The following is an 18,426-nucleotide window of genomic DNA, read 5'->3' as shown; positions in this document are numbered from 1 at the left end:
GTTCATCCGAGGACCTGCTCGCCGATCCATCCGCCGGGTTGACAACCGGGCGGGATGGCGAACACGGCGGACCCGATCGGGGTGGTCCATTCGTTGAGCAGGTCCCGGTCGGCCAGCCGACGTTGGATGGGCAGGAACTGTCGGGCGATGTCGGCCTGGTACGAGGTGAAGATCAGGCCGCTGTCGGCCTGGCCCTGCGGGGTCGGTACGCCGTCGTAGTTGTAGGGGCGGCGCAGGATCCTCTGCCGGTCGTCGGTGACGTGCGCGCGGGTGAGGTGGGAGAAGTCGGGGATGACGGTGAGCCCGTCCGGGCCGGTGGCCGCGAAGTCGGGTTCGTCGTGTTCGGCGGTGCCGGTGAGAGGGGCGCCGGTGTCGAGGCGACGGCCGCTGGCGAGTTCCCGGTCGGTCCGGCCGAGCAGGTCCCAGGTCTCCATGTTCATGCTGATGCGCCGTATCACCAGCGTGGTGCTGTCGTGCAGCCACGCGGGGCCGTCGGGCACCCAGACGGCCACGTCCAGGGGTACGCCGGGCTGAGGGTTGGCGGTGCCGTCGAGCTGACCGAACAGGTTGCGCTGTGTGCGACCGCCCGGCTCCACACCGGGGCTGCGCCGGAAGCCCTGCTGGACCCAGCGGACGGTGGCGAAGGGTCGGCTGTCCTTGAGGAGGACCCGTTGGGCGTGCGCGACCGTGATCGGGTCGTCGGCGCAGATCTGCAGCAGGAGGTCACCGCCGGACCAGGCCGGCTGGAGACGGTCGATGCGGAATCGCGGCAGGTCGGCCACCGACGCCGGCCGCCGGTCCTCGACGCCGGCGACCCGGTACAGGCCAGGTCCGAATCCGAAGGTCACGGTCAGCCGCGCGGGCAGCATCCCGAGTTCGGCCTCGGTGTCGGCCAGAGCCGGACGGCCCTGGGTGAGGCGGTCGGCGTCGTCGGTCAACAGTCGCAGCATCCGACGCACCGCAGCCCGGTCCGTGCCGGGCTGCAGGGTGAGGGCCACGAACGCCGCGTGGGCCTGCGCCTCGGTGGCGACGCCGGCCTGCCGGGGCCCGTGGAACGGCTCGACCGCGATGCCGGCGGCGGCGACCGGAGCAGCTCCGGTCAGCCTGCTGTCGCGGTCCTCGGATCGTCTGTCGCTGATCGCGGCGACACCGGCCAGCGCGCCTCCGGCGGCGACGGCCCCACCGGTGAGCAGACCGCGCCTGCTCACCGACCGGGATACCGGTTCGGGGGTCATGAGGCTGGGCTCATGCTCATTTCCGGCGTCGGGCTCGCACCATGGCCGGGCGAGTAGCTCTCCTGTGCACCGGTGAACGGTTTGGCCACCGCGGAGAACGTCTGGGTCCTGCCGTCGGCGAAGGTGAGCGTGAAGGCCAGCTCGTCGCCGGCCTGCACCGGCTGCCTCACGTTCATCAGCATCAGGTGGTCGCCGCCGGGCTCCAGCACGTGGGTGCTCTTCGCCTTGATCACGATGCCACCCGGCTTGGCCTGCATGACCATCTTCCCGTCCTTCATGGTCATCTCGTGCAGTTCCATCGGGGAGACCTCTGTGGAGGCGCCGGTGACGGTGACGTCGGTGTCGGCGTCGTTGACCAGCGTGCCGAACGCCGCGGTCATGCCCTTGTCGGCGGCCTTCACCCAGGGGTCGCGGACACCGACCACGCCTGCGGCGGCGGGTGCCGACGCCGACGGGCTCGCGGCGGCCGGCTGCGGGGTGTCGGACGACCCGCAGCCGGTGAGACCAGATGCCAGAAGTGCGGCGGCGGCGGCGAGCAGAGCCGGGCGGTGACGCGGTCCGGCGTGAGTGGTGCGGGGCATCGAGGATCCCTTCGACGGTGGTCTGGCGTCTGGATGGTCGCTCCGGCCGGGCGAGAAGTTCCTGGGCGACCACGAACGAGTGCGGCCGGCCCGGCATCCCGATGCGGTCCGTTCGCGCACGACACCGCGTCGGCCAACCACGAACGGCGCACAAGCCCGCCGCTGGCAGTGACTCCGGTTCCGTCGGGCGCGAGCGCGCCGACGGTCGGCGAGCAGGTGACGGTGCCCGACGGCAGGAAAGTGTCCGACATACCGGACAGGTTGCGTTGGACCGCCGGAAGTCGTCCCGTCGAACATCTCATTTTGATAAAGGAGTGTCGGCTGCTGATTGTCGACAATCAGCAGCCGAGCTTATGGTCTGCGCATGCCTCACCGGACGCCGGTTCTGATCGCCACCTATCTCGAACCCGAGTACGTCGACCGCATCGCCGCCGTCGACGACACGGTCGAGGTGCGCTACGAGCCCGACCTTCTTCCGGTACCCCGCTATCGCTGCGACCACGGCGGCACCCCCCGCGCGCTCGACGAGACCGGGCGTCGCCGCTGGGAGCAGGCGCTCGCCGACAGCGAGGTCTCCTTCGACTTCGACTGGCAGGCCCCCGAGGCCCTGCCCACCCGGGCGCCCCGACTGCGCTGGGTCCAGGCCACCAGTGCCGGCATCGGCGGCTTCGTCGAGCGCACCGGACTGGACCGCACCGACCTGCGGTTCACCACTGCGGCCGGTATCCACGCCGTGCCGCTGGCCGAGTTCGCCCTCACCGGCGCCCTGCACTTCGTCAAAGGGCTGCCGCACCTGCGCCGGCAGCAGCGGGACCACCGCTGGCAGCGGTACACCACCAGCCAGCTCGCCGGGCGTACGGTCTGCGTGGTCGGCCTCGGCGGCATCGGTCGGCAGGTCGCCGCCACCTTCGCGGCGCTCGGCACCCGGGTGGTCGGCCTCGGCCGGCCCGGCCGCGACTACGGCCTCGACGCGGCCGTCGAGGTGCGCCCGGTCGACGACCTTGACCAGGTGCTGCCCGGCACCGACGTGCTGGTGCTGTGCACACCGCTCACCGCGCAGACCACCGGGCTGATCGGCGCCCGTCAGCTCGCCGCGCTGCCCGACGGCGCCGTCCTGGTCAACATCGCCCGCGGCCCGGTCGTCGACGAGCCCGCCCTGGTCGAGGCGCTGACCAGCGGCCGGCTCGGTGGCGCCTGCCTGGACGTCTTCAGCACCGAACCGCTGCCGGGCGACAGCCCGCTGTGGGACCTGGACAACGTCCTCGTCTCACCCCACTCGGCCTCCACGGTCGCCACCGAGAACGCCACCCTGACCGACCTGTTCTGCGACAACCTGCGCCGCTACCTGGACGGCCGGCCGCTGCGAAACCCGTACCGGCGCGAACTGGGCTACTGACCCCGAGGTAGGACGCCCAGACCCACCCCCCGAGTCGAGGACGAGAATGACGACCCTCCGCGGCACCTGGTACATCAGCCCCACACCGTTCACCGATCAGAACCACGTCGACGAGGACAGCCTCACCCGTCTCGTCGACGCCGCCACCGAGTGGGGCGTCGACGGCATCACCATCCTCGGCGTGATGGGCGAGGCCGCCGACCTCACCGCCGCCGAGCGCGACTCGGTGCTCACCACCGTCGCCCGCGCCGCGAGCGGTCGGCTGCCCTTCGCGGTGGGCTGTTCCGCCCCGTCCGCGGCGGTGGTCCGCGCTCACGTGGCCCGGGCGGTCGAGGCCGGTGCGGCCGCCGTAATGATCTCCGCGCCGACCCTGCTGCGCGACACCGACCAGATCGCCGCCTTCTATCGGGCCGCCACCACCGGCAGCGAGGTTCCGGTGATCGTCCAGGACGAGCCCGCCGCCACCGGGGTCACCCTGCCCGTCTCCGCGCTGCTCGCCGCCCTCGACGCCAGCGGCAGCACGGTGGTCAAGCTGGAGGATCCGCCCACCCCGCCGAAGATCAGCAAGCTGCTCGCCGCTCGCCCGGAGCTCACCGTCTTCGGCGGCCTGGGTGGGGTCAGCGCGTACGGGGAACTGCGCCGCGGCGCCGCCGGCACGATGACCGGTTTCGCGTACCCGGAGATCCTGCGCGACATCCGCCTCGCCCACGAGTCCGGCGACCTGGCCCGCGCGGCGGCCGTCAACGACCGCTACCTGCCCTACCTGGTCTACGAGGGCCAACCGCGCGTCGGTCTGGGCATCCGCAAGGAGGTGCTGCGCCGCCGAGGCGTTCTCGCCACCGCGCGGAGTCGGGCGCTGAACCCGCTGCCCGACGAGACCACCCTGCGCGAACTGGACGAGGTCCTCGCCCGGGTCGGCCTGGTGCCGTCCGCCGCTGCGCTGCAGGTGCCCGCGTGAGCGCGAGGAGTGAGCCGGTGTTGCGAGCCCCGCAGTCGCGAACGAACGGAAGCACCGTGAGCGCGAGGAGTGAGCCGGTGTTGCGAGCCCCGCAGTCGCGAGCGAACGGGGGCACCGTGAGCGCGAGGAGTGAGCCGGTGTTGCGAGCCCCGCAGTCGCGAACGAACGGGGGCACCGTGAGCGCGAGGAGTGAGCCGGTGTTGCGAGCCCCGCAGTCGCGAACGAACGGCGGCACCGTGAGCGCGAGGAGTGAGCCGGTGTTGCGAGCCCCGCAGTCGCGAACGAACGGGGGTGCCGCATGAGCACCGCGGTGGTCGGCGGGGCCAGTTCGGGCCTCGGCGCCGCGATCGCCGACCGGCTCGCCGCCGACGGCACCGACCTGCTGCTGTGGGCCCGCGGCGCGGACCGGCTCGACGCGGTGGCTGAGGCCATCCGCGATCGGCACGGCGTCACCGTGCACACGGTGGTCGCCGACGCCACCGACCCGGCCGCCGCCGCCCGGGTGGCCGACGCCGCCACCGAGCGGCTCGGCCCGGTGGACGTGTGCGTGCTCAACGCCGGCGGCCCGAAGCCGGTCGGCGCCGACGCCACCGACCCGGACTCCTGGCGCGAGGCTCTGCAACTGCTCACCGTCACGCCGATCGACCTGGCAACCCGGCTGCTGCCGGGGATGCGCGAGCGGGGCTTCGGCCGGATCGTCGCGGTGCTCTCCTCCGGGGTCCGCGAACCGCTGCCGGAGCTGGCCTACTCCAACTCCGGGCGGGCCGCCCTCGCGGCCTGGCTCAAGACCGTGGCCGGCACGGTGGCCGTCGACGGCGTGACCGTCAACGGTGTGGTGCCCGGCCGGATCGACACCGAGCGGGTCGCCGCGCTGGACCGGGCGCGCGCCGAGCGCACCGGCGCCACGCCGGCCGACGTCCGCGCGGCCAGCATGGCCGGCATCCCCGCCGGGCGGTACGGCCGACCCGAGGAGTTTGCCGCCGTGGTCGGCTTCCTCGCCTCGCCCGCCGCGTCGTACGTCACCGCGGGCCTGCTGTCCTGCGACGGCGGCCTGATGCGGAGCCTCGGATGACCATTCTCTCGGCCGAGCTGGCAGCCACCCCCGCCTCCGGCATCCGGGCGCTGGCAAACGCCGCGTGGGCCGTACCCGATGCCATCCACCTCGAACTCGGCGAACCGGACCTGCCCACCCCGGCGCACGTGGTCGCCGCGGCCGACGCCGCCGCGCGGGCGGGCCGCACCGGGTACGGGCCGAGCGTGGGCCTACCCGAGCTGCGCGGCGCCGCTGTGGCGAAGCTGGCCCGCGACAACGGCCTGACCGACGCCACCGTGGACCAGGTGGTGGTCACCGCCGGGGGAGTGGGTGCGCTGTTCGCCGCCTATCGCACGCTGCTCTCGGCCGGCGACGAGGTGCTGGTGCCCGATCCCGGCTGGGCCAACTTCGTGGGTCTGGCCACGGTGCTGGGCGCCACCGCGCGCGGCTACCGGCTCGACCCGGACGCCAACTTCGACCCCGACTACGACCACCTCGACGCTCTGCGGGGCCCGCGCACCCGCGCCATCGTGGTCAACTCACCGTCCAACCCGGTCGGCTTCCAGTGGACCGCCGCGCAACTCGCCCGACTCGGCGAGTGGGCGGCCCGGCACGGCATCGTCGTCATCTCCGACGAGTGCTACGACCAGCTCTGGCTGGACACCCCGGCGGTGTCGTTCGCCGCCGCCGCCCCCGACGTCCCGTCGGTCACCGTCTTCTCCCTGTCCAAGAGTTACGCGATGACCGGGTGGCGGGTCGGCTACGCCGTCGCCGCCCCCGACCTGGCCGCCGGGCTGGCCCGGTTCCAGGAGACCACCGCCTCCTGCGTCAACACCGTCGCCCAGCACGCGGCGATCGCCGCGCTCACCGGTGACCAGGGCTGCGTCGCGGCAATGCGGGACCGGTACCGGTCCCGGCGGGACGCCGCCCTGCCGCGGCTCGACCGGCTCGGCCTGACGAGTGTTCGGCCCGCCGGTGCCTTCTACCTCTGGCTCCGGGTCACCGACGGCGGCGTCGACACCGGCCCGCTCGCCCTCGACCTGCTCCGTGCCACCGGCACGGCCCTCGCCCCCGGCACCGCCTTCGGCAGCCGGGGAGCCGATCACCTCCGGCTGTCCCTCGCCGCGCCCGACGCCGACGTCGTACGCGGTCTGGAGAACCTCGCGGCCTTCCTGGCCGACCCCGGCCGCCGGGAACCGCCCAGCCAGCCCCGCCCCCGCATCACCCCGCACCCCTGAAGGAGACCTGAATGGCCCCACGGAGGTTGTTCGCTGCGGCACTGTGCAGCGTCCTACTGACAGTCGGCTGCGCCGGCAACGCCGACACCGGCAAGGCCGGCGGTGACTCGGCCGACCCTCGCTACGGCGACACCATGACGGTCGCCTACAAGAGCGACCCGAAGACCTTCGACCCGGCGGTCTGCTACGACGCGACCTGCTGGAACAACATGCGGATGATGTACGACCGGCTCTACGACTATGTCGGCGACACCATGGAGATCGCCCCGCAGGCCGCCGCCGCGCTGCCCGAGATCTCGGCCGACGGCCTGACCTACACCATCAAGCTGCGCGCCGGCATGACCTTCAGCGACGGCAAGCCGGTCACCGCCCAGGACTTTGTCTACTCGTACTCGCGGATCCTCGACCCGGCCACCAAGTCGCCGGTGCAGAGCTTCTGGACCGGCGTCGCCGGGGCCAGCGACTACGCGAAGAGCCCCACCGGCGCGCTCGCCGGGATCACCGCCCCGGCCGCCGACACCCTCCAGGTCAAGCTGACGGCCCCCAACAGCTCGTTCAAGTACATCCTCGCCATGCCGCACGCCTCGGTCATCGAGCAGGGCACGGCGGCGAAGCCCGTCGGCTCCGGCCCGTTCGTCCTGGACCACTTCAGCCCCGGCCAGGAGATCGTGGTCAACCGCAACCCGAAGTACTGGGACGCGCCCAGGCCGTACGTGGACAAGGTCGTCGAGAAGCTCGGAGTCGACCCGCACGTGCAGCTGCTCCAGTTGCAGAAGGGGCAGATCGACCTGATGGGCGACCCGATCCCGGCTGCGGACTACCTGCAGGTCAGCAACGACGCCTCGCTGAAGGCGCAGACGAAGACCATCGTCAAGCCGTCGACCTACTACCTGACGATGAACACGAAGATGAAGCCGTTCGACAACCCGAAGGTGCGCGAGGCCGTCTCGTACGCCGTCGACCGGAGCTTCCTGCTCAAGTTGGTGGCCGGCCAGGGCAGTCCGGCCAACGAGTACCTGCCGCCGGGCATCACCGGGTACACGAAGGACAAGCTGGTCCACGACCAGGACATCGCCAAGGCCAAGCAGCTGCTCGCCGACGCCGGTTACCCCAACGGCTTCCACACCGAGATGTACTCCTGGAACACCTCGCCGTGGACCGCGTTGCTGCCGCAGCTCCAGCAGGATCTCGGCAAGATCGGCATCACCGTGGACGCGAAGCCGATCCAGCAGAGCGCCTTCTTCGACCTGGCAGCCACGCCGGGCAAGGCCCCGATGACGCTGACCTTCTGGGTGGCCGACTACCCCGACGGCAGTGACTTCTACCAGGCCCTGCTGTCCTGCGCCGCCGCCGTGCCGGGCGGGCAGAACTACTCCTTCTACTGCAACAGCACGGTCGACGACCTGGTCGCCAAGGCACTCGCGGCGAAGACGCCGGGCGAGGCGACCGCGACGTACGTCGAGGCGACGAAGGCCATGCTCGCCGACAACCCGGTCGTGCCCCTCTACTACGGCTCCAAGACCGAGGTCTTCGGCAAGACCGTCGGCGGTTACCACTCGCAGCCGATCTGGGGCTGGGACATGACCAGTTACTGGAAGACGACGGGCTCCGCCAGCCGCTAGCCGCTCCGCCGGGTGCCGTCCGGTCGCGGACGGCACCCGGCCCGAGGAAGGTCAGGCCATCGCATGACAGCGATTCTGGACGTCGACGAACTCACCGTGGACTTCGTCAGCGACGACACCCGTACGGCCGCCGTACGCGGTGTGTCGTTCCGGGTCGGCGCGGCCGAGCGGGTCGGCATCGTGGGCGAGTCCGGGTCCGGTAAGTCCGTCACCGCCCAAGCGCTCATGCGGCTGCTGCCGCCGACCGCCACGGTCGGAGGCCGGATCCGCTTCGCCGACAACGACGTGCTGGACTTCGACACCCGCCGGCTCGCCGCCTGGCGGGGCGCCGAGATCGCCATGGTCTTTCAGGATCCGATGTCGGCGCTGAATCCGCTGCTGCGCATCGGCGCGCAGCTCACCGAGGGGCTGCGCCGGCACCGCGGCCTCTCCCGCGCCGACGCCCGCCGGGAGGCGGTCCGGTTGCTCGACCAGGTGGGCATCGCCGACGGCGAGCGCCGGTTGCGCGACTACCCGCACGCCTTCAGTGGAGGCATGCGTCAGCGGGTCTGCATCGCGATCGCGGTGGCCTGCACGCCCGCGCTGATCATCGCCGACGAGCCCACGACGGCCCTCGACGTGACCGTCCAGGCCCAGGTGCTCGACCTGCTCGACGACCTGACCGAGTCACACGGCACCGCCACGGTCCTGATCAGCCACGATCTCGGCGTGGTGTCCAGCTTCTGCGACCGCATTCTGATCATGTATGCCGGTCGGGTCGTGGAGGCGGGCCCCACCGACGACATCATCGCCGCACCCGCCCATCCGTACACCCGGGCGCTGCTCGACTCGATCCCGCGGCTGCGCGGTCCGCTGCCCCGGCGGCTGCCGGCCATTCCCGGCGCCCCGCCCACCGGTGGCCCCGGTGGACCCGGCTGCCCGTTCGCCCCCCGCTGCCCGCGCGCCGACGACACCTGCCGCTCGGTGACACCCGAGCAGCGCCCGGTCACCGCGAGCACCGTTGCCGCCTGCCACCACCCCCTGACGTCAAGTCCGCAGTTCAGCCTCGGGAGGACCGATGAGTGACCCCGACCAGGAACCGGTCATCGCCGTGCGCGACCTGACGGTCCGCTACCCCCGGCCGGCCGCCTTCCGCCGCAGCCACCTCACCGCTGTCGACGCGGCCAGCTTCGAGATCCGAGCCGGGCGCACCCTCGGACTGGCCGGCGAATCCGGTTCCGGCAAGAGCAGTGTCGCCCGCGCGGTGATGCGGGTGCACGACCCGTCCGCCGGATCGGTCCGGGTCGCCGGACAGGAGGTGACGCGGCTGCGGGGGCGTTCCCTGCGCCGGTTCCGCCGGCACATGCAGATGGTCTTCCAGGACCCGTACGACTCGTTGAACCCCCGGCTCACCGTGGGCGACAACGTCGCCGAGGCCCTCACCGCCGCCGGAGTGCCCCGCCCCGACCACACCCTGCGCACCCGGGAGCTGTTCGCCCGGGTGGGGCTGCCCGCCGAATTCGCCGGCCGCTACCCCCACCAGCTCTCCGGTGGGCAGCGGCAGCGGGTATCCATCGCCCGTGCGCTGGCCGTGTCGCCCCGGGTGCTGGTCTGTGACGAGGCGGTGTCCGCCCTGGACGTGTCCATCCGGGCACAGATCCTCAACCTGCTGAGAGACCTGCAGGAGGCCGACGGCCTGGCCTACCTGTTCATCTCCCACGACATGTCGACCCTGCGGTTCGTCGCCGACGACCTGGCGATCATGTACCACGGGCGGATCGTGGAACTCGGCGCGAGCACCGACGTGTTCGCGCACCCGCGCCACCCGTACACCCGGGCACTGATCGCGGCGATTCCCGAGCCCGGCGCCGGTCGACGGCGCCGCAGCCGGCTGGCCGGCGAACCCACCGCCGGCGACGGCGGCGCGGCCTGCTCGTTCGCCCCGCGCTGCCCGCTGGCCACCCGCCGCTGCGTGGAGGAACGCCCGGCGCTGGTCACCGACGCGCGCGGGCACCGCGTCGCCTGTCACCACAGCGACCAGCTCGGCCCGCTGGAGGTGGCCGCGTGACCGCGCCGGTGGAACCACCCACCATGCCGGCGGACGCCACCGTCCTGCCCGGCCTGGGCCGGCGGGCCCTGCGCAGCCTGCGCCACGACCTGCCCGCGCTGATCTCGGTCGGACTGCTCGTGGTGCTGGCGTTGGCCGCCGTGTTCGCGCCACTGCTCGCTCCGCACCCGCCGCTGCAGACCTATCCGGAGGGCCTGTCGCCGCAGGGCGGCCCGGTCGGCCCCGGCTCGCACTTCCTGCTGGGCAGTGACCCCAACGGCCGCGACGTGCTGTCCCGGCTCCTGTACGGCGCCCGGGTCTCCCTGGTCATCGGCATCCTCGCCAACGGGCTCGCCACCGTGCTCGGGGTGTTCGTCGGGCTGGTCGCCGGCTACCTCGGCGGCTGGGTCGAGACCGCGCTGATGCGGATCACCGACGTGGTGATGTCGTTTCCGATCCTGCTGTTCTGCATCGCCCTGATCGCCGTCACCGGCCCCAGCGAACGCAACGTGGTGATCGTCATCGCCGTCATCTACTGGACCACCCTGGCCCGGATCATCCGCAGCCTGGTGTTGTCGCTCAAGGAACGCGAGTTCGTGGTCGCCGCCCGCACCATGGGCCTGTCGCACTGGCGGATCATGCGCCGGCACCTGTTCCCGCACCTGGTGCCCACCATCATCGTGTACGCCACCCTCGGCGTCGCCTCCTCCATCCTGATCGAGGCGTCGCTGTCCTTCCTCGGGGTCGGCGTGCCGGTGCCCAACGCCTCCTGGGGCCAGATGATCGAACAGGGCAAGGAGTACTTCCAGATCGCCCCCTGGCTCCTGTTCGCCCCCGGCGTCTGCCTGCTGCTGACGGTGCTGGCCTTCAACCTGGCCGGTGACTGGCTGCGCGACCTGCTCGACCCGACCGCACCGGAGCGCCGCTGATGGCCCGTTTCCTGCTGCGCCGCCTCCCGCAGGCGATCGTCGTCCTGCTCGGCGTACTCACCCTCGCCTTCTTCATGACCCACGTGGTGCCCGGCGACCCGGCCCGGTTGATCGCCGGCCCGAACGCCAGTGCCGCCACCGTCGCCTCGATCCACCATCAGCTCGGTCTGGACCGTGGCCTCGGCTACCAGTACTGGACGTACCTGGTCCAGGTGCTGCACGGCGACCTCGGCACCAGCTACGCCCTGCAGGGCACCTCGGTCGGCGACGCCATCGCCCGAGCGCTGCCGGTCAGCGCCGCCGTGGCGCTGCTCGGTGTGCTGTGGGAGGTGCTGCTCGGCGTGCCCGCCGGGATCATCGCCGCCTACCGACCCAAGGGGCTGCTCGACCGGGCCACCACCCTGGCCACGCTGGTCGGGCTGTCCGCACCACCGTTCTGGCTCGGCCTGCTGCTGCTGTACGCGCTGGCGTTCAAGTCCAACGTCTTCCCGCTCAGCGGCTACGAGTCTCCGTACCTGAACTACCTCGTGCTGCCCAGCTTCACCCTCGGTCTCGGCGGCGCGGCCTGGTACGCCCGGCTCACCCGCACCAACATGCTGGAGGCGCTGCGCAGCCCGTACGTGCAGATGGCCCGCGCCAAGGGCATGCCGGAGCGGGCCGTGCTGCTGCGGCACTGCCTGCGCAACGTGCTCACCCCGCTGCTGACCATGCTCGGGATGGACCTCGGCTACTTCCTCGGCGGGGTGGTCGTCATCGAGTCCGTCTTCGGCCTGCCCGGCGTCGGCAAGCTCACCTTCGACGCCATCGGCACCCTCGACATTCCCATGATCACCGGCGCGGTGCTGTTCGCCGCGTTCTTCATCGTCGTGATGAACCTGCTGGTCGACCTGGCCTACGCGGCCATCGACCCGCGGGTCCGCCGCTAGACCTGCCACCCCGAGCCGGGTCGTCAGACCCGGCCACCGCAACCGGAAGGACCCACACCCCATGAGCGAGACGCTGCGTGTCGCCGTCATCGGCGCCGGCCGCTGGGCCCAGCGCGCCCACATCCCCGGCTGGCAGCGCGACCCCCGCGTCGACGTGGTCGCCCTCGCCGACACCGACCCCGACGTGCTGGCCCAGGCCGGACGGGACTTCCAGGTGGCCAGGCTCGTCACCGACTACCGGGAGCTGCTCGACGACCCGGACATCGACGTCATCGACGTGGCCACCGCCAACCACGCGCACTTCGACATCTCCGCCGCCGCCCTCGACGCCGGAAAGCACGTGCTGTGCGAGAAGCCGGTGCACCACGACTACCGGCAGACCCGCGCGCTGTCCGAACGGGCCCAGGCCAAGGGCCTCAAGACCAAGCTCGGCTTCACCTTCCGGTACGCCCCGGCGGTGCAGTACGCCAAGAGCCTCATCGACGCGGGCTTCGTCGGCGAGCCGTACATCTTCAACGGCTACGAGCAGAACAGCCAGTGGATCGACCCGGGCACCCCGATGCGTCAGGTCGACCCGGACGCCGACCCGAGCGTGATCACGACCTCCTCCATCGAGGGCTACGGCGCGCCGATCATCGACATGATGCACTGGTTCAGCGGCGGTGAGCTGCGCTCGGTCGTCGGCACCATGCGCAACTTCGTACCCGAGCGGATGATCCGCGCCACCGGTCAGATGCAGCGACTCAACATCGACGACGGCGACATGTGGATCGGTGAGTTCGACAACGGTGTGCTCGCCTCCATCCAGTCCTCGTACGTGACGGTCGGCAACTTCCCCGGCATCGAGGCGCGCATCTACGGCTCCGAGGGCGCGATCATCGTACGGCTCGTCGAGGAGTTCGGCGTCTGCCAGACCATCCGCACGGCAACGAAGGACGAGGTGGAGTTCGTCGAGCGGGAGATCCCGCAGGAGTTCTTCCCGACCGGGGGGCACTCCCGCGAGGACTGGGACTTCCTGTTCTACTCGAACCTCTGCGCGGACTTCGCCACCGAGATCCTCTCCGGCGGCCCCGCCAACCAGGGCGACTTCGGCCAGGGAGCGCTCGTGCAGGAGACCATCAACGCCTTCGAGCGCTCGTTCCGTACCCGCGCGTGGGTCGACCTGCCGCTGAACGCGCCCGCCGCCGACGGTGCGGTGGCCGCGTGAGCGCCCACGACTGGGGTGCGCTGGCCGACGACGCGGCGGCCGAGCGGGTGCTGGAGAGCGCCCTCGACGGCCTCGACGGCCGCGTCCAGTACGCCGATGCGCGCCTGATCGAAGCTGCCGAGCTGCGCTCGTACGCCCAACGTGGCGCCGACCCGGACGAGCGGATCGAGCAGAACATCGGCGTCGGCGTCCGGGTGCTCGTCGACGGCCAGTGGGGCTTCGCCGCCCGGCCGTTCGCCGACACCGCGGACGCGGTCACCGCGGCCACCCGGGCACACGCCAACGCGGTCGCGCTGGCCGGCCAGGGTGCCCCGGTCGACCTTCCGCCCCGACCGCCGACCAGCGGCCGGTACGCCACCGAGGTGCACCTCGACCCGTTCGCCGTCTCCACCGCGCAGCGGCAGCGGCTGCTGTCCGAGTGGCTGTCCGCCGCGGCGGCGCCCCAGCTGGTGGCCAGCGCCCAGGCCGGGGTCAACGCCAAGCGCCAGCACCGGCACTTCGCCGACACCGAGGGCTCCCGCCAGCACCAGCACTTCGTCGAGACGGGGGCGATGCTGGTGGTCACCGCCGCCGGGCACGGCGACGTGCAGCGGCGCAGCTACCCCAACTCGTTTCACGGCAACACGGCCGGCGCCGGCTGGGAGTACCTGGAATCCCTGCGGATGCTGGAGAACGCCGCCCGGGTCGGCGAGGAGGCGGTGATGCTGCTGACCGCTCCGCAGGCGCCGCGCGGGACGGCCGACGTGGTCATCGGCGCGCAACAGGTCTCCCTGCAGATCCACGAGTCTGCCGGGCACGCGCTTGAGCTGGACCGGATCCTCGGTGACGAGGCCAACTACGCGGGCACCTCGTTCATCCGCCCCGAGGACGTGGGGTCGTTGCGCTACGGCTCACCGGCCGTCACCATCGTCTCCGACCCGACCGTGCCGGGCACCCGAGGTAGCTTCGCCTTCGACGACGAGGGCACCCCGGCCCGACGCAGCGCGCTGGTCGAGGCGGGCATCGTGCGCAACACCCTGTCCAATCGCGACTCCGCGGCCCGATCCGGTCTGGCGCTGACCGGCGCGGCCCGCTCCGACGGCTGGGCGTACCTGCCGGTCTGCTTCGCCACCCACGTCTTCCTCGAACCGGGCTCCGGCAGCCTCGACGAGCTGCTGGACCGGATGGGCGACGGCTACCACATCGACGACAACCGCAGCTGGTCGATCGACAACCAGCGGCTCAACTTCCAGTTCGGCACGGAGGTGGCGTACGAGGTGCGCAACGGCCGGCGCGGTCGACTGTTGAAGAACTTCTCCTACGGCGGGGTGACCCCGCAGTTCTGGGGCGCCGTGGAGGCGGTCGCCGGCCCCGAGGAGTTCCGCGCCTTCGGCTACCCGTGCGGTAAGGGCGAGCCGAAGCAGTGGGGTTTCCTCAGCCACGGCGCCGCACCCATGCTGGTCCGCGATCTCAGGATCGGAGTCGCCTGATGCCCACCGACACGTTCACCGCTCCGGTACCCCCGGAGCAGCTGCTCGACCGGCTGCGGACGGCGGCCGGCCGCGCCGACTGCGACGCCGTCGAGATCAGCCTGCTGGGCCGGGCCGGCGAGTACACCCGTTTCGCGGGTGGGCGGATCCACCAGCCGCAGGACATCACCGAGACGCAGTTCGCCGTCCGCGCCATCGTCGACGGCCACGCCGCCCGCGCCACCACCGGGACGCTCGGCGGGCTCGACTCGGTGGTGACCGACGCCGCCGCCCTCGCCCGGCAGCTCGCCGCCGGCGCGGGACGATCCGGAAACGCCACGGTGGCCGGTCCCGGCGTCACCGGGCGGCAGCGGTTGTGGCACGACGACACGGCGCAGTTCGACAGCGCCGCCCGGGCCCGCCTCGCGGCCGCGACGATGGCCGCCGCCAGCACCGCGGGCGGCTCGGCGGCCGGCATGTTCGGCCGCGCGGTGACCCAGCAGGCCGTCGTCACCAGCGGTGGCGCGGCCCACCACGCGCTGGCCACCGAGGCGATCGGGTCGCTGACCGCGGCGGTGGCCGACGGCACCTCCCACTGGATCGACCTGCACCGCTCGGTCGACGCCATCGGCGCCGAGGAGGCGGTCGAGCGGACCGTCCGGGAGGCCGTCGCCGGGCGGGGACGCATCCCGCTGCCCGACGGCCGCTACACGGTGGTGCTCGGCCCGGAGGCGGTCGGCGAGCTGATCGGCTTTCTCGAGGCCTTCGGCTTCTCCGGTGAGTTGGCCGCCGCCGGGGTCGGCCTGGTCGCCACCTCCGGGGGGCAACGGGTCGCCGCGCCGCTGGTCACCGTGGCCGACGACGCGAGCGCACCAACCGGCCTGCCCCTACCGTTCGACGTGGAGGGCACCGTGAAGCGGCGGGTGCCGCTGCTGGAGGCCGGCGTGGTCGGCGAGGCCGTCACCGATCTGGCCCGCGCCCGCGCGCTCGGCACCACCTCGACCGGGCACGCCCACGTGGCCCGCGAGGAGGTGCCCGCCCCGGTCGCGGCGAACCTGCTGATGAGCCCCGGCTCGGCCAGCGAGCAGGAGTTGGTCGCCGGCGTCGAGCGCGGCCTGTACGTGCAACGGTTCTGGTACACCCGGCTGGTCGACAGGGTCGCCGGCACCATCACCGGGGTCAGCCGGGACGCCTGTTTCCTCATCGAGGACGGCCGGCTCGCACGGCCGGTGGCCGGAGCGCGGTTCACCCACTCGGTGCTCGACCTGCTGTCCACCGTCGACGGCGTGGGCGCGGCGCTGCGTTCGCAGCCGGTGATGAACGTCTGGAACGGCGCGGCCACCGCCCCGGCGCTGCGGGGGCACGGTTTCCGCTTCGGCGCCGCGAGCGTGGGGGAGGAGACCCGATGAGGGTACGCACCAACGCCGATCGGTTGGTCACCCAGATCCTCGCCGGTGAGGTGTGGCCGGCGCTGGCCGACCGGCACGCGTACCGCGTCGACGCCGACGGCACCCCGTTCCTGCTCCCCGGCATGGGCGGGGTGACCCTCGGCGTGCACGTGGGCGACCCCGCCACCGGCTACGCCACCGACCACCTCGAGCCGGGACTGTCGGTACGGGCCGCCGCGCCGGGCCCGAACATGGCGCTGCAGTTCCTCAGCTGCGTCGGCAACGAGGTGGTGGTGCGCAGCGGCCCGGCCGCGGGTAGCCGCGGCCGGGTGATCGGGCAGCACGCGTACGTCCTGGTGGACCTGCCGGAGGCGGAACTGGCCAGGGTCGGTACGGGTGACCGGGTGACCGTCACCGCCACCGGTCAAGGGCTACGGCTCTTGGACCATCCCGACGTGGTGGTCAAGAACCTCGACCCGGCGCTGCTGGCCGCGTTGCCACTGCGGACTCGCGCCGATGGGCGGCTGGAGGTGGGGGTGGCCGCCCGGGTGCCGGCCAACGCGGTGGGCGCCGGTGCGGGCATGGCGTCGGAGTTCGCCAACACCGACCTGATGGGCGCGTACACCGGGCAGGGTGACGACCTGTCGCTGGGACTGGAGTCGCTGCGCATCGGCGACCTCGTCGTGCTGGCCGACCAGGACCACCGCTACGGCCGGGGACACCGGCCCGGCTTCGTCACCGTCGGAGTGATCAGCACCGGGCACTGCCGGCTGTTCGGCCACGGCCCCGGCCCCAGCACCCTGCTCAGCGGGCCGGCGGAGGCGTTCGCGGTCGTCGACGACCCGGACGCCAACCTGGCCGGCGCCTTCGCGTCGATGAAAGAGGCACAGTGAGCACTGCGACAACGGTGGCGATGAACCTGACCGGGATGGTCGAATCCCCGTCGCTGCCCGGCTATCCGTACCTCGTCGACGCCGACGGCCGGCCGTACCTGCCGGTCGGTGACGCCGGGGTGGTGCTGGGCGTCCGGCTCGGCGACGGGGTGTTCGCGCACGATGCCGACCACGCCGCGCCCGGGGTCACTCTGGCGCACCCCGACCAGGCGGCCCGCCACGCCCTGACCGGGTACGCGTGTTTCGGCAACCGGGCCGAGGTCCGTACCGGTGACGCCGCCGGCGCGGCCGGCGTGGTGCTCGGCAAGCGTGGCGAGGAGGGCCGCGTGATCGTGGTGTTCCCCGACGACGTGCTGGCCCGGCTCGTTCCGGGCGACGGCATCGCGGTACGCGTCCACGGGCAGGGCGCGACGCTGCCCGACACGCCCGGGGTGAGGATGCTCAATACCGACCCAGAGGCGCTGGCGGCCTTGCGGATGACGGCATCCGGCGACGCGCTGCGGATCGGCGTACGGGGTCGGGTGCCCTCCGAGGTGGTGGGCAACGGCATCGGCCGTCCCGCCGAACTGTGGGACCTCGACCTGCAACTGAGCGCTCCGGACGCCGGGCGGTACGGCCTGGCCGGGCTGCGCCTGGGTGACCTGGTCGCGGTCGACGACCTGGACGTCCGGCACAACGCCGGGTTCCGGCACGGCTGGCGGACGGTCGGCCTGATCGTGCACGGCGGCAGCCCGCTACCGGGGCACGGCCCTGGGCTGATGCCGATACTCTGCGGCCCGGTAGAATCATTGACCGTCGTCGCCGAGGGCGACGACCATCTCGGGGTACGCCACGACGACCTAGGCCTTCGCTCATGACCGATTCAGCCGTCCTGCACCGATCCCTGCCGGAATCCGTCTACCTGCTCCTGCGTCGGCGCATCCTCAACAACGAGCTGACGGCTGGTCAGCGGCTGGTGGAAACCGTGATCGCCGCCGAGCTGCAGGTCAGCCGGTCGACGGTGCGCGAGGCGCTGCGCCAGCTCAGCGCCGAGGGCCTGGTGGAGATCTCCCCCCGCCGGCACAGCGTGGTTACCCGCATGTCGTACGACGAGGTGCGAGACGCCTGCTACGCCCGGTTCGTGCTGGAGGCCGGCGCGGTCCGCTGCGTGCTGAAAGAGCGCGACGACGTCGTACGCCGGATGCAGTCGGTGGTGGACCGGATGCGGGAGACCGCCGCCTCCGGTGACGTCGCCACGATGATCGACCTCGACACCGAGTTCCACAGCTGCATGGTCGACGCGTCCGGCAAGCAACGGCTGGCCAGCCTGTGGCGAACCCTCGACGCGCAGATGGGGGCGCTGATGCGTTCCTCGATCGATCGACAGCACATCGACCTCGACGAGGCGGTCCGTCGGCACCAGCAGGTTGTGGAGATCGTCCGGTCCGGGTCGGTCGAGGACATCGTGCAGGAGTTGGAGGAGCACTACCTCGGTACGGTCGACGGAATGGCCGAGGCCGGGGTTCTGGAAGGCTGATCGGCCAGCCCGCCCCGCGACGCCGGACCT

Annotated in this window: 17 protein-coding genes; 15 read left to right on the top strand and 2 right to left on the bottom strand. The window is 72.2% G+C overall.

The features are described from left to right. Nucleotides 1-2 precede the first annotated feature (2 nt). Together ACLJN9_RS21990 and ACLJN9_RS21985 are read right to left on the bottom strand one after the other, a co-directional pair. Entirely contained in the window at nucleotides 3-1,235 is a 1,233-nt protein-coding gene (locus tag ACLJN9_RS21990) for a Dyp-type peroxidase (RefSeq protein WP_410813371.1), read from the bottom strand. Beyond that, entirely contained in the window at nucleotides 1,232-1,816 is a 585-nt protein-coding gene (locus ACLJN9_RS21985) for a copper chaperone PCu(A)C (protein WP_410813370.1), read from the bottom strand. Before ACLJN9_RS21985 ends, ACLJN9_RS21990 begins: the two co-directional genes overlap by 4 nt. Nucleotides 1,817-2,180: 364 nt before the next feature. Between ACLJN9_RS21985 and ACLJN9_RS21980 the strand changes: the two genes are divergently transcribed. The 15 genes from ACLJN9_RS21980 to ACLJN9_RS21910 all read left to right on the top strand — a co-directional run bounded on the left by ACLJN9_RS21980 (nucleotide 2,181) and on the right by ACLJN9_RS21910 (nucleotide 18,396). Next, nucleotides 2,181-3,212, top strand: coding sequence for a D-2-hydroxyacid dehydrogenase (locus ACLJN9_RS21980; protein WP_410813368.1), 1,032 nt, complete (start codon nucleotides 2,181-2,183; stop codon nucleotides 3,210-3,212). Nucleotides 3,213-3,258: 46 nt separating this feature from the next. Further along, nucleotides 3,259-4,170 carry a dihydrodipicolinate synthase family protein gene (locus tag ACLJN9_RS21975; protein ID WP_410813367.1) on the top strand — a complete coding sequence of 304 codons (912 nt, stop codon included), beginning with the start codon at nucleotides 3,259-3,261 and terminating at the stop codon, nucleotides 4,168-4,170. Nucleotides 4,171-4,468: 298 nt separating this feature from the next. Further along, a complete protein-coding gene (locus ACLJN9_RS21970) occupies nucleotides 4,469-5,242 on the top strand; it encodes an SDR family oxidoreductase (RefSeq protein WP_410813366.1) in 774 nt (257 codons plus the stop codon). Continuing rightward, nucleotides 5,239-6,441 (top strand): pyridoxal phosphate-dependent aminotransferase, encoded by a 1,203-nt coding sequence (locus ACLJN9_RS21965; protein ID WP_410813364.1) that lies wholly within the window; start codon nucleotides 5,239-5,241, stop codon nucleotides 6,439-6,441. The genes ACLJN9_RS21970 and ACLJN9_RS21965 overlap by 4 nt, the downstream gene beginning before the upstream one ends. A gap of 11 nt (nucleotides 6,442-6,452) precedes the next feature. After that, entirely contained in the window at nucleotides 6,453-8,063 is a 1,611-nt protein-coding gene (locus ACLJN9_RS21960; protein WP_410813362.1) for an ABC transporter substrate-binding protein, read from the top strand. A 63-nt stretch (nucleotides 8,064-8,126) separates the two neighbouring features. Further along, on the top strand, nucleotides 8,127-9,128 hold the full coding sequence (locus ACLJN9_RS21955; RefSeq protein ID WP_410813360.1) for an ABC transporter ATP-binding protein: 1,002 nt from the start codon (nucleotides 8,127-8,129) through the stop codon (nucleotides 9,126-9,128). Then, on the top strand, nucleotides 9,121-10,110 hold the full coding sequence (locus tag ACLJN9_RS21950; RefSeq protein WP_410813358.1) for an ABC transporter ATP-binding protein: 990 nt from the start codon (nucleotides 9,121-9,123) through the stop codon (nucleotides 10,108-10,110). Before ACLJN9_RS21955 ends, ACLJN9_RS21950 begins: the two co-directional genes overlap by 8 nt. After that, nucleotides 10,107-11,018 carry an ABC transporter permease gene (locus tag ACLJN9_RS21945; RefSeq protein ID WP_410813357.1) on the top strand — a complete coding sequence of 304 codons (912 nt, stop codon included), beginning with the start codon at nucleotides 10,107-10,109 and terminating at the stop codon, nucleotides 11,016-11,018. Before ACLJN9_RS21950 ends, ACLJN9_RS21945 begins: the two co-directional genes overlap by 4 nt. Next, a complete protein-coding gene (locus ACLJN9_RS21940) occupies nucleotides 11,018-11,944 on the top strand; it encodes an ABC transporter permease (protein WP_410813356.1) in 927 nt (308 codons plus the stop codon). The genes ACLJN9_RS21945 and ACLJN9_RS21940 overlap by 1 nt, the downstream gene beginning before the upstream one ends. 61 nt (nucleotides 11,945-12,005) lie before the next feature. Then, nucleotides 12,006-13,151, top strand: coding sequence for a Gfo/Idh/MocA family protein (locus ACLJN9_RS21935; RefSeq protein WP_410813354.1), 1,146 nt, complete (start codon nucleotides 12,006-12,008; stop codon nucleotides 13,149-13,151). Beyond that, nucleotides 13,148-14,620 (top strand): TldD/PmbA family protein, encoded by a 1,473-nt coding sequence (locus ACLJN9_RS21930; RefSeq protein ID WP_410813352.1) that lies wholly within the window; start codon nucleotides 13,148-13,150, stop codon nucleotides 14,618-14,620. Before ACLJN9_RS21935 ends, ACLJN9_RS21930 begins: the two co-directional genes overlap by 4 nt. After that, nucleotides 14,620-16,008 carry a TldD/PmbA family protein gene (locus ACLJN9_RS21925; RefSeq protein ID WP_410813350.1) on the top strand — a complete coding sequence of 463 codons (1,389 nt, stop codon included), beginning with the start codon at nucleotides 14,620-14,622 and terminating at the stop codon, nucleotides 16,006-16,008. Before ACLJN9_RS21930 ends, ACLJN9_RS21925 begins: the two co-directional genes overlap by 1 nt. Next, nucleotides 16,005-16,880 carry a DUF4438 domain-containing protein gene (locus ACLJN9_RS21920; RefSeq protein ID WP_410813348.1) on the top strand — a complete coding sequence of 292 codons (876 nt, stop codon included), beginning with the start codon at nucleotides 16,005-16,007 and terminating at the stop codon, nucleotides 16,878-16,880. Before ACLJN9_RS21925 ends, ACLJN9_RS21920 begins: the two co-directional genes overlap by 4 nt. Beyond that, nucleotides 16,877-17,737 carry a DUF4438 domain-containing protein gene (locus ACLJN9_RS21915; protein WP_410813346.1) on the top strand — a complete coding sequence of 287 codons (861 nt, stop codon included), beginning with the start codon at nucleotides 16,877-16,879 and terminating at the stop codon, nucleotides 17,735-17,737. Before ACLJN9_RS21920 ends, ACLJN9_RS21915 begins: the two co-directional genes overlap by 4 nt. Further along, the gene (locus ACLJN9_RS21910; RefSeq protein WP_410813345.1) at nucleotides 17,734-18,396 is read left to right on the top strand and encodes a GntR family transcriptional regulator; all 663 of its coding nucleotides are present in this window, start codon (nucleotides 17,734-17,736) and stop codon (nucleotides 18,394-18,396) included. Before ACLJN9_RS21915 ends, ACLJN9_RS21910 begins: the two co-directional genes overlap by 4 nt. Nucleotides 18,397-18,426: the final 30 nt, after the last annotated feature.

The sequence above is a fragment of the Micromonospora sp. 067-2 genome, from assembly GCF_046549295.1.
Lineage (GTDB): Bacteria > Actinomycetota > Actinomycetes > Mycobacteriales > Micromonosporaceae > Micromonospora.
This window is presented reverse-complemented; position numbering and strand designations above follow the sequence as displayed.

Excerpts from the sequence above, each read along its gene's own strand:
- ACLJN9_RS21920 (WP_410813348.1), top strand. The coding sequence starts at position 16,005 with ATGAGGGTACGCACCAACGCCGATCGGTTGGTCACCCAGATCCTCGCC.
- ACLJN9_RS21940 (WP_410813356.1), top strand. The coding sequence starts at position 11,018 with ATGGCCCGTTTCCTGCTGCGCCGCCTCCCGCAGGCGATCGTCGTCCTG.
- ACLJN9_RS21935 (WP_410813354.1), top strand. The coding sequence starts at position 12,006 with ATGAGCGAGACGCTGCGTGTCGCCGTCATCGGCGCCGGCCGCTGGGCC.
- ACLJN9_RS21985 (WP_410813370.1), bottom strand. The coding sequence starts at position 1,816 with ATGCCCCGCACCACTCACGCCGGACCGCGTCACCGCCCGGCTCTGCTC.
- ACLJN9_RS21975 (WP_410813367.1), top strand. The coding sequence starts at position 3,259 with ATGACGACCCTCCGCGGCACCTGGTACATCAGCCCCACACCGTTCACC.
- ACLJN9_RS21910 (WP_410813345.1), top strand. The coding sequence starts at position 17,734 with ATGACCGATTCAGCCGTCCTGCACCGATCCCTGCCGGAATCCGTCTAC.
- ACLJN9_RS21980 (WP_410813368.1), top strand. The coding sequence starts at position 2,181 with ATGCCTCACCGGACGCCGGTTCTGATCGCCACCTATCTCGAACCCGAG.
- ACLJN9_RS21970 (WP_410813366.1), top strand. The coding sequence starts at position 4,469 with ATGAGCACCGCGGTGGTCGGCGGGGCCAGTTCGGGCCTCGGCGCCGCG.
- ACLJN9_RS21950 (WP_410813358.1), top strand. The coding sequence starts at position 9,121 with ATGAGTGACCCCGACCAGGAACCGGTCATCGCCGTGCGCGACCTGACG.
- ACLJN9_RS21925 (WP_410813350.1), top strand. The coding sequence starts at position 14,620 with ATGCCCACCGACACGTTCACCGCTCCGGTACCCCCGGAGCAGCTGCTC.
- ACLJN9_RS21960 (WP_410813362.1), top strand. The coding sequence starts at position 6,453 with ATGGCCCCACGGAGGTTGTTCGCTGCGGCACTGTGCAGCGTCCTACTG.
- ACLJN9_RS21990 (WP_410813371.1), bottom strand. The coding sequence starts at position 1,235 with ATGACCCCCGAACCGGTATCCCGGTCGGTGAGCAGGCGCGGTCTGCTC.
- ACLJN9_RS21955 (WP_410813360.1), top strand. The coding sequence starts at position 8,127 with ATGACAGCGATTCTGGACGTCGACGAACTCACCGTGGACTTCGTCAGC.
- ACLJN9_RS21965 (WP_410813364.1), top strand. The coding sequence starts at position 5,239 with ATGACCATTCTCTCGGCCGAGCTGGCAGCCACCCCCGCCTCCGGCATC.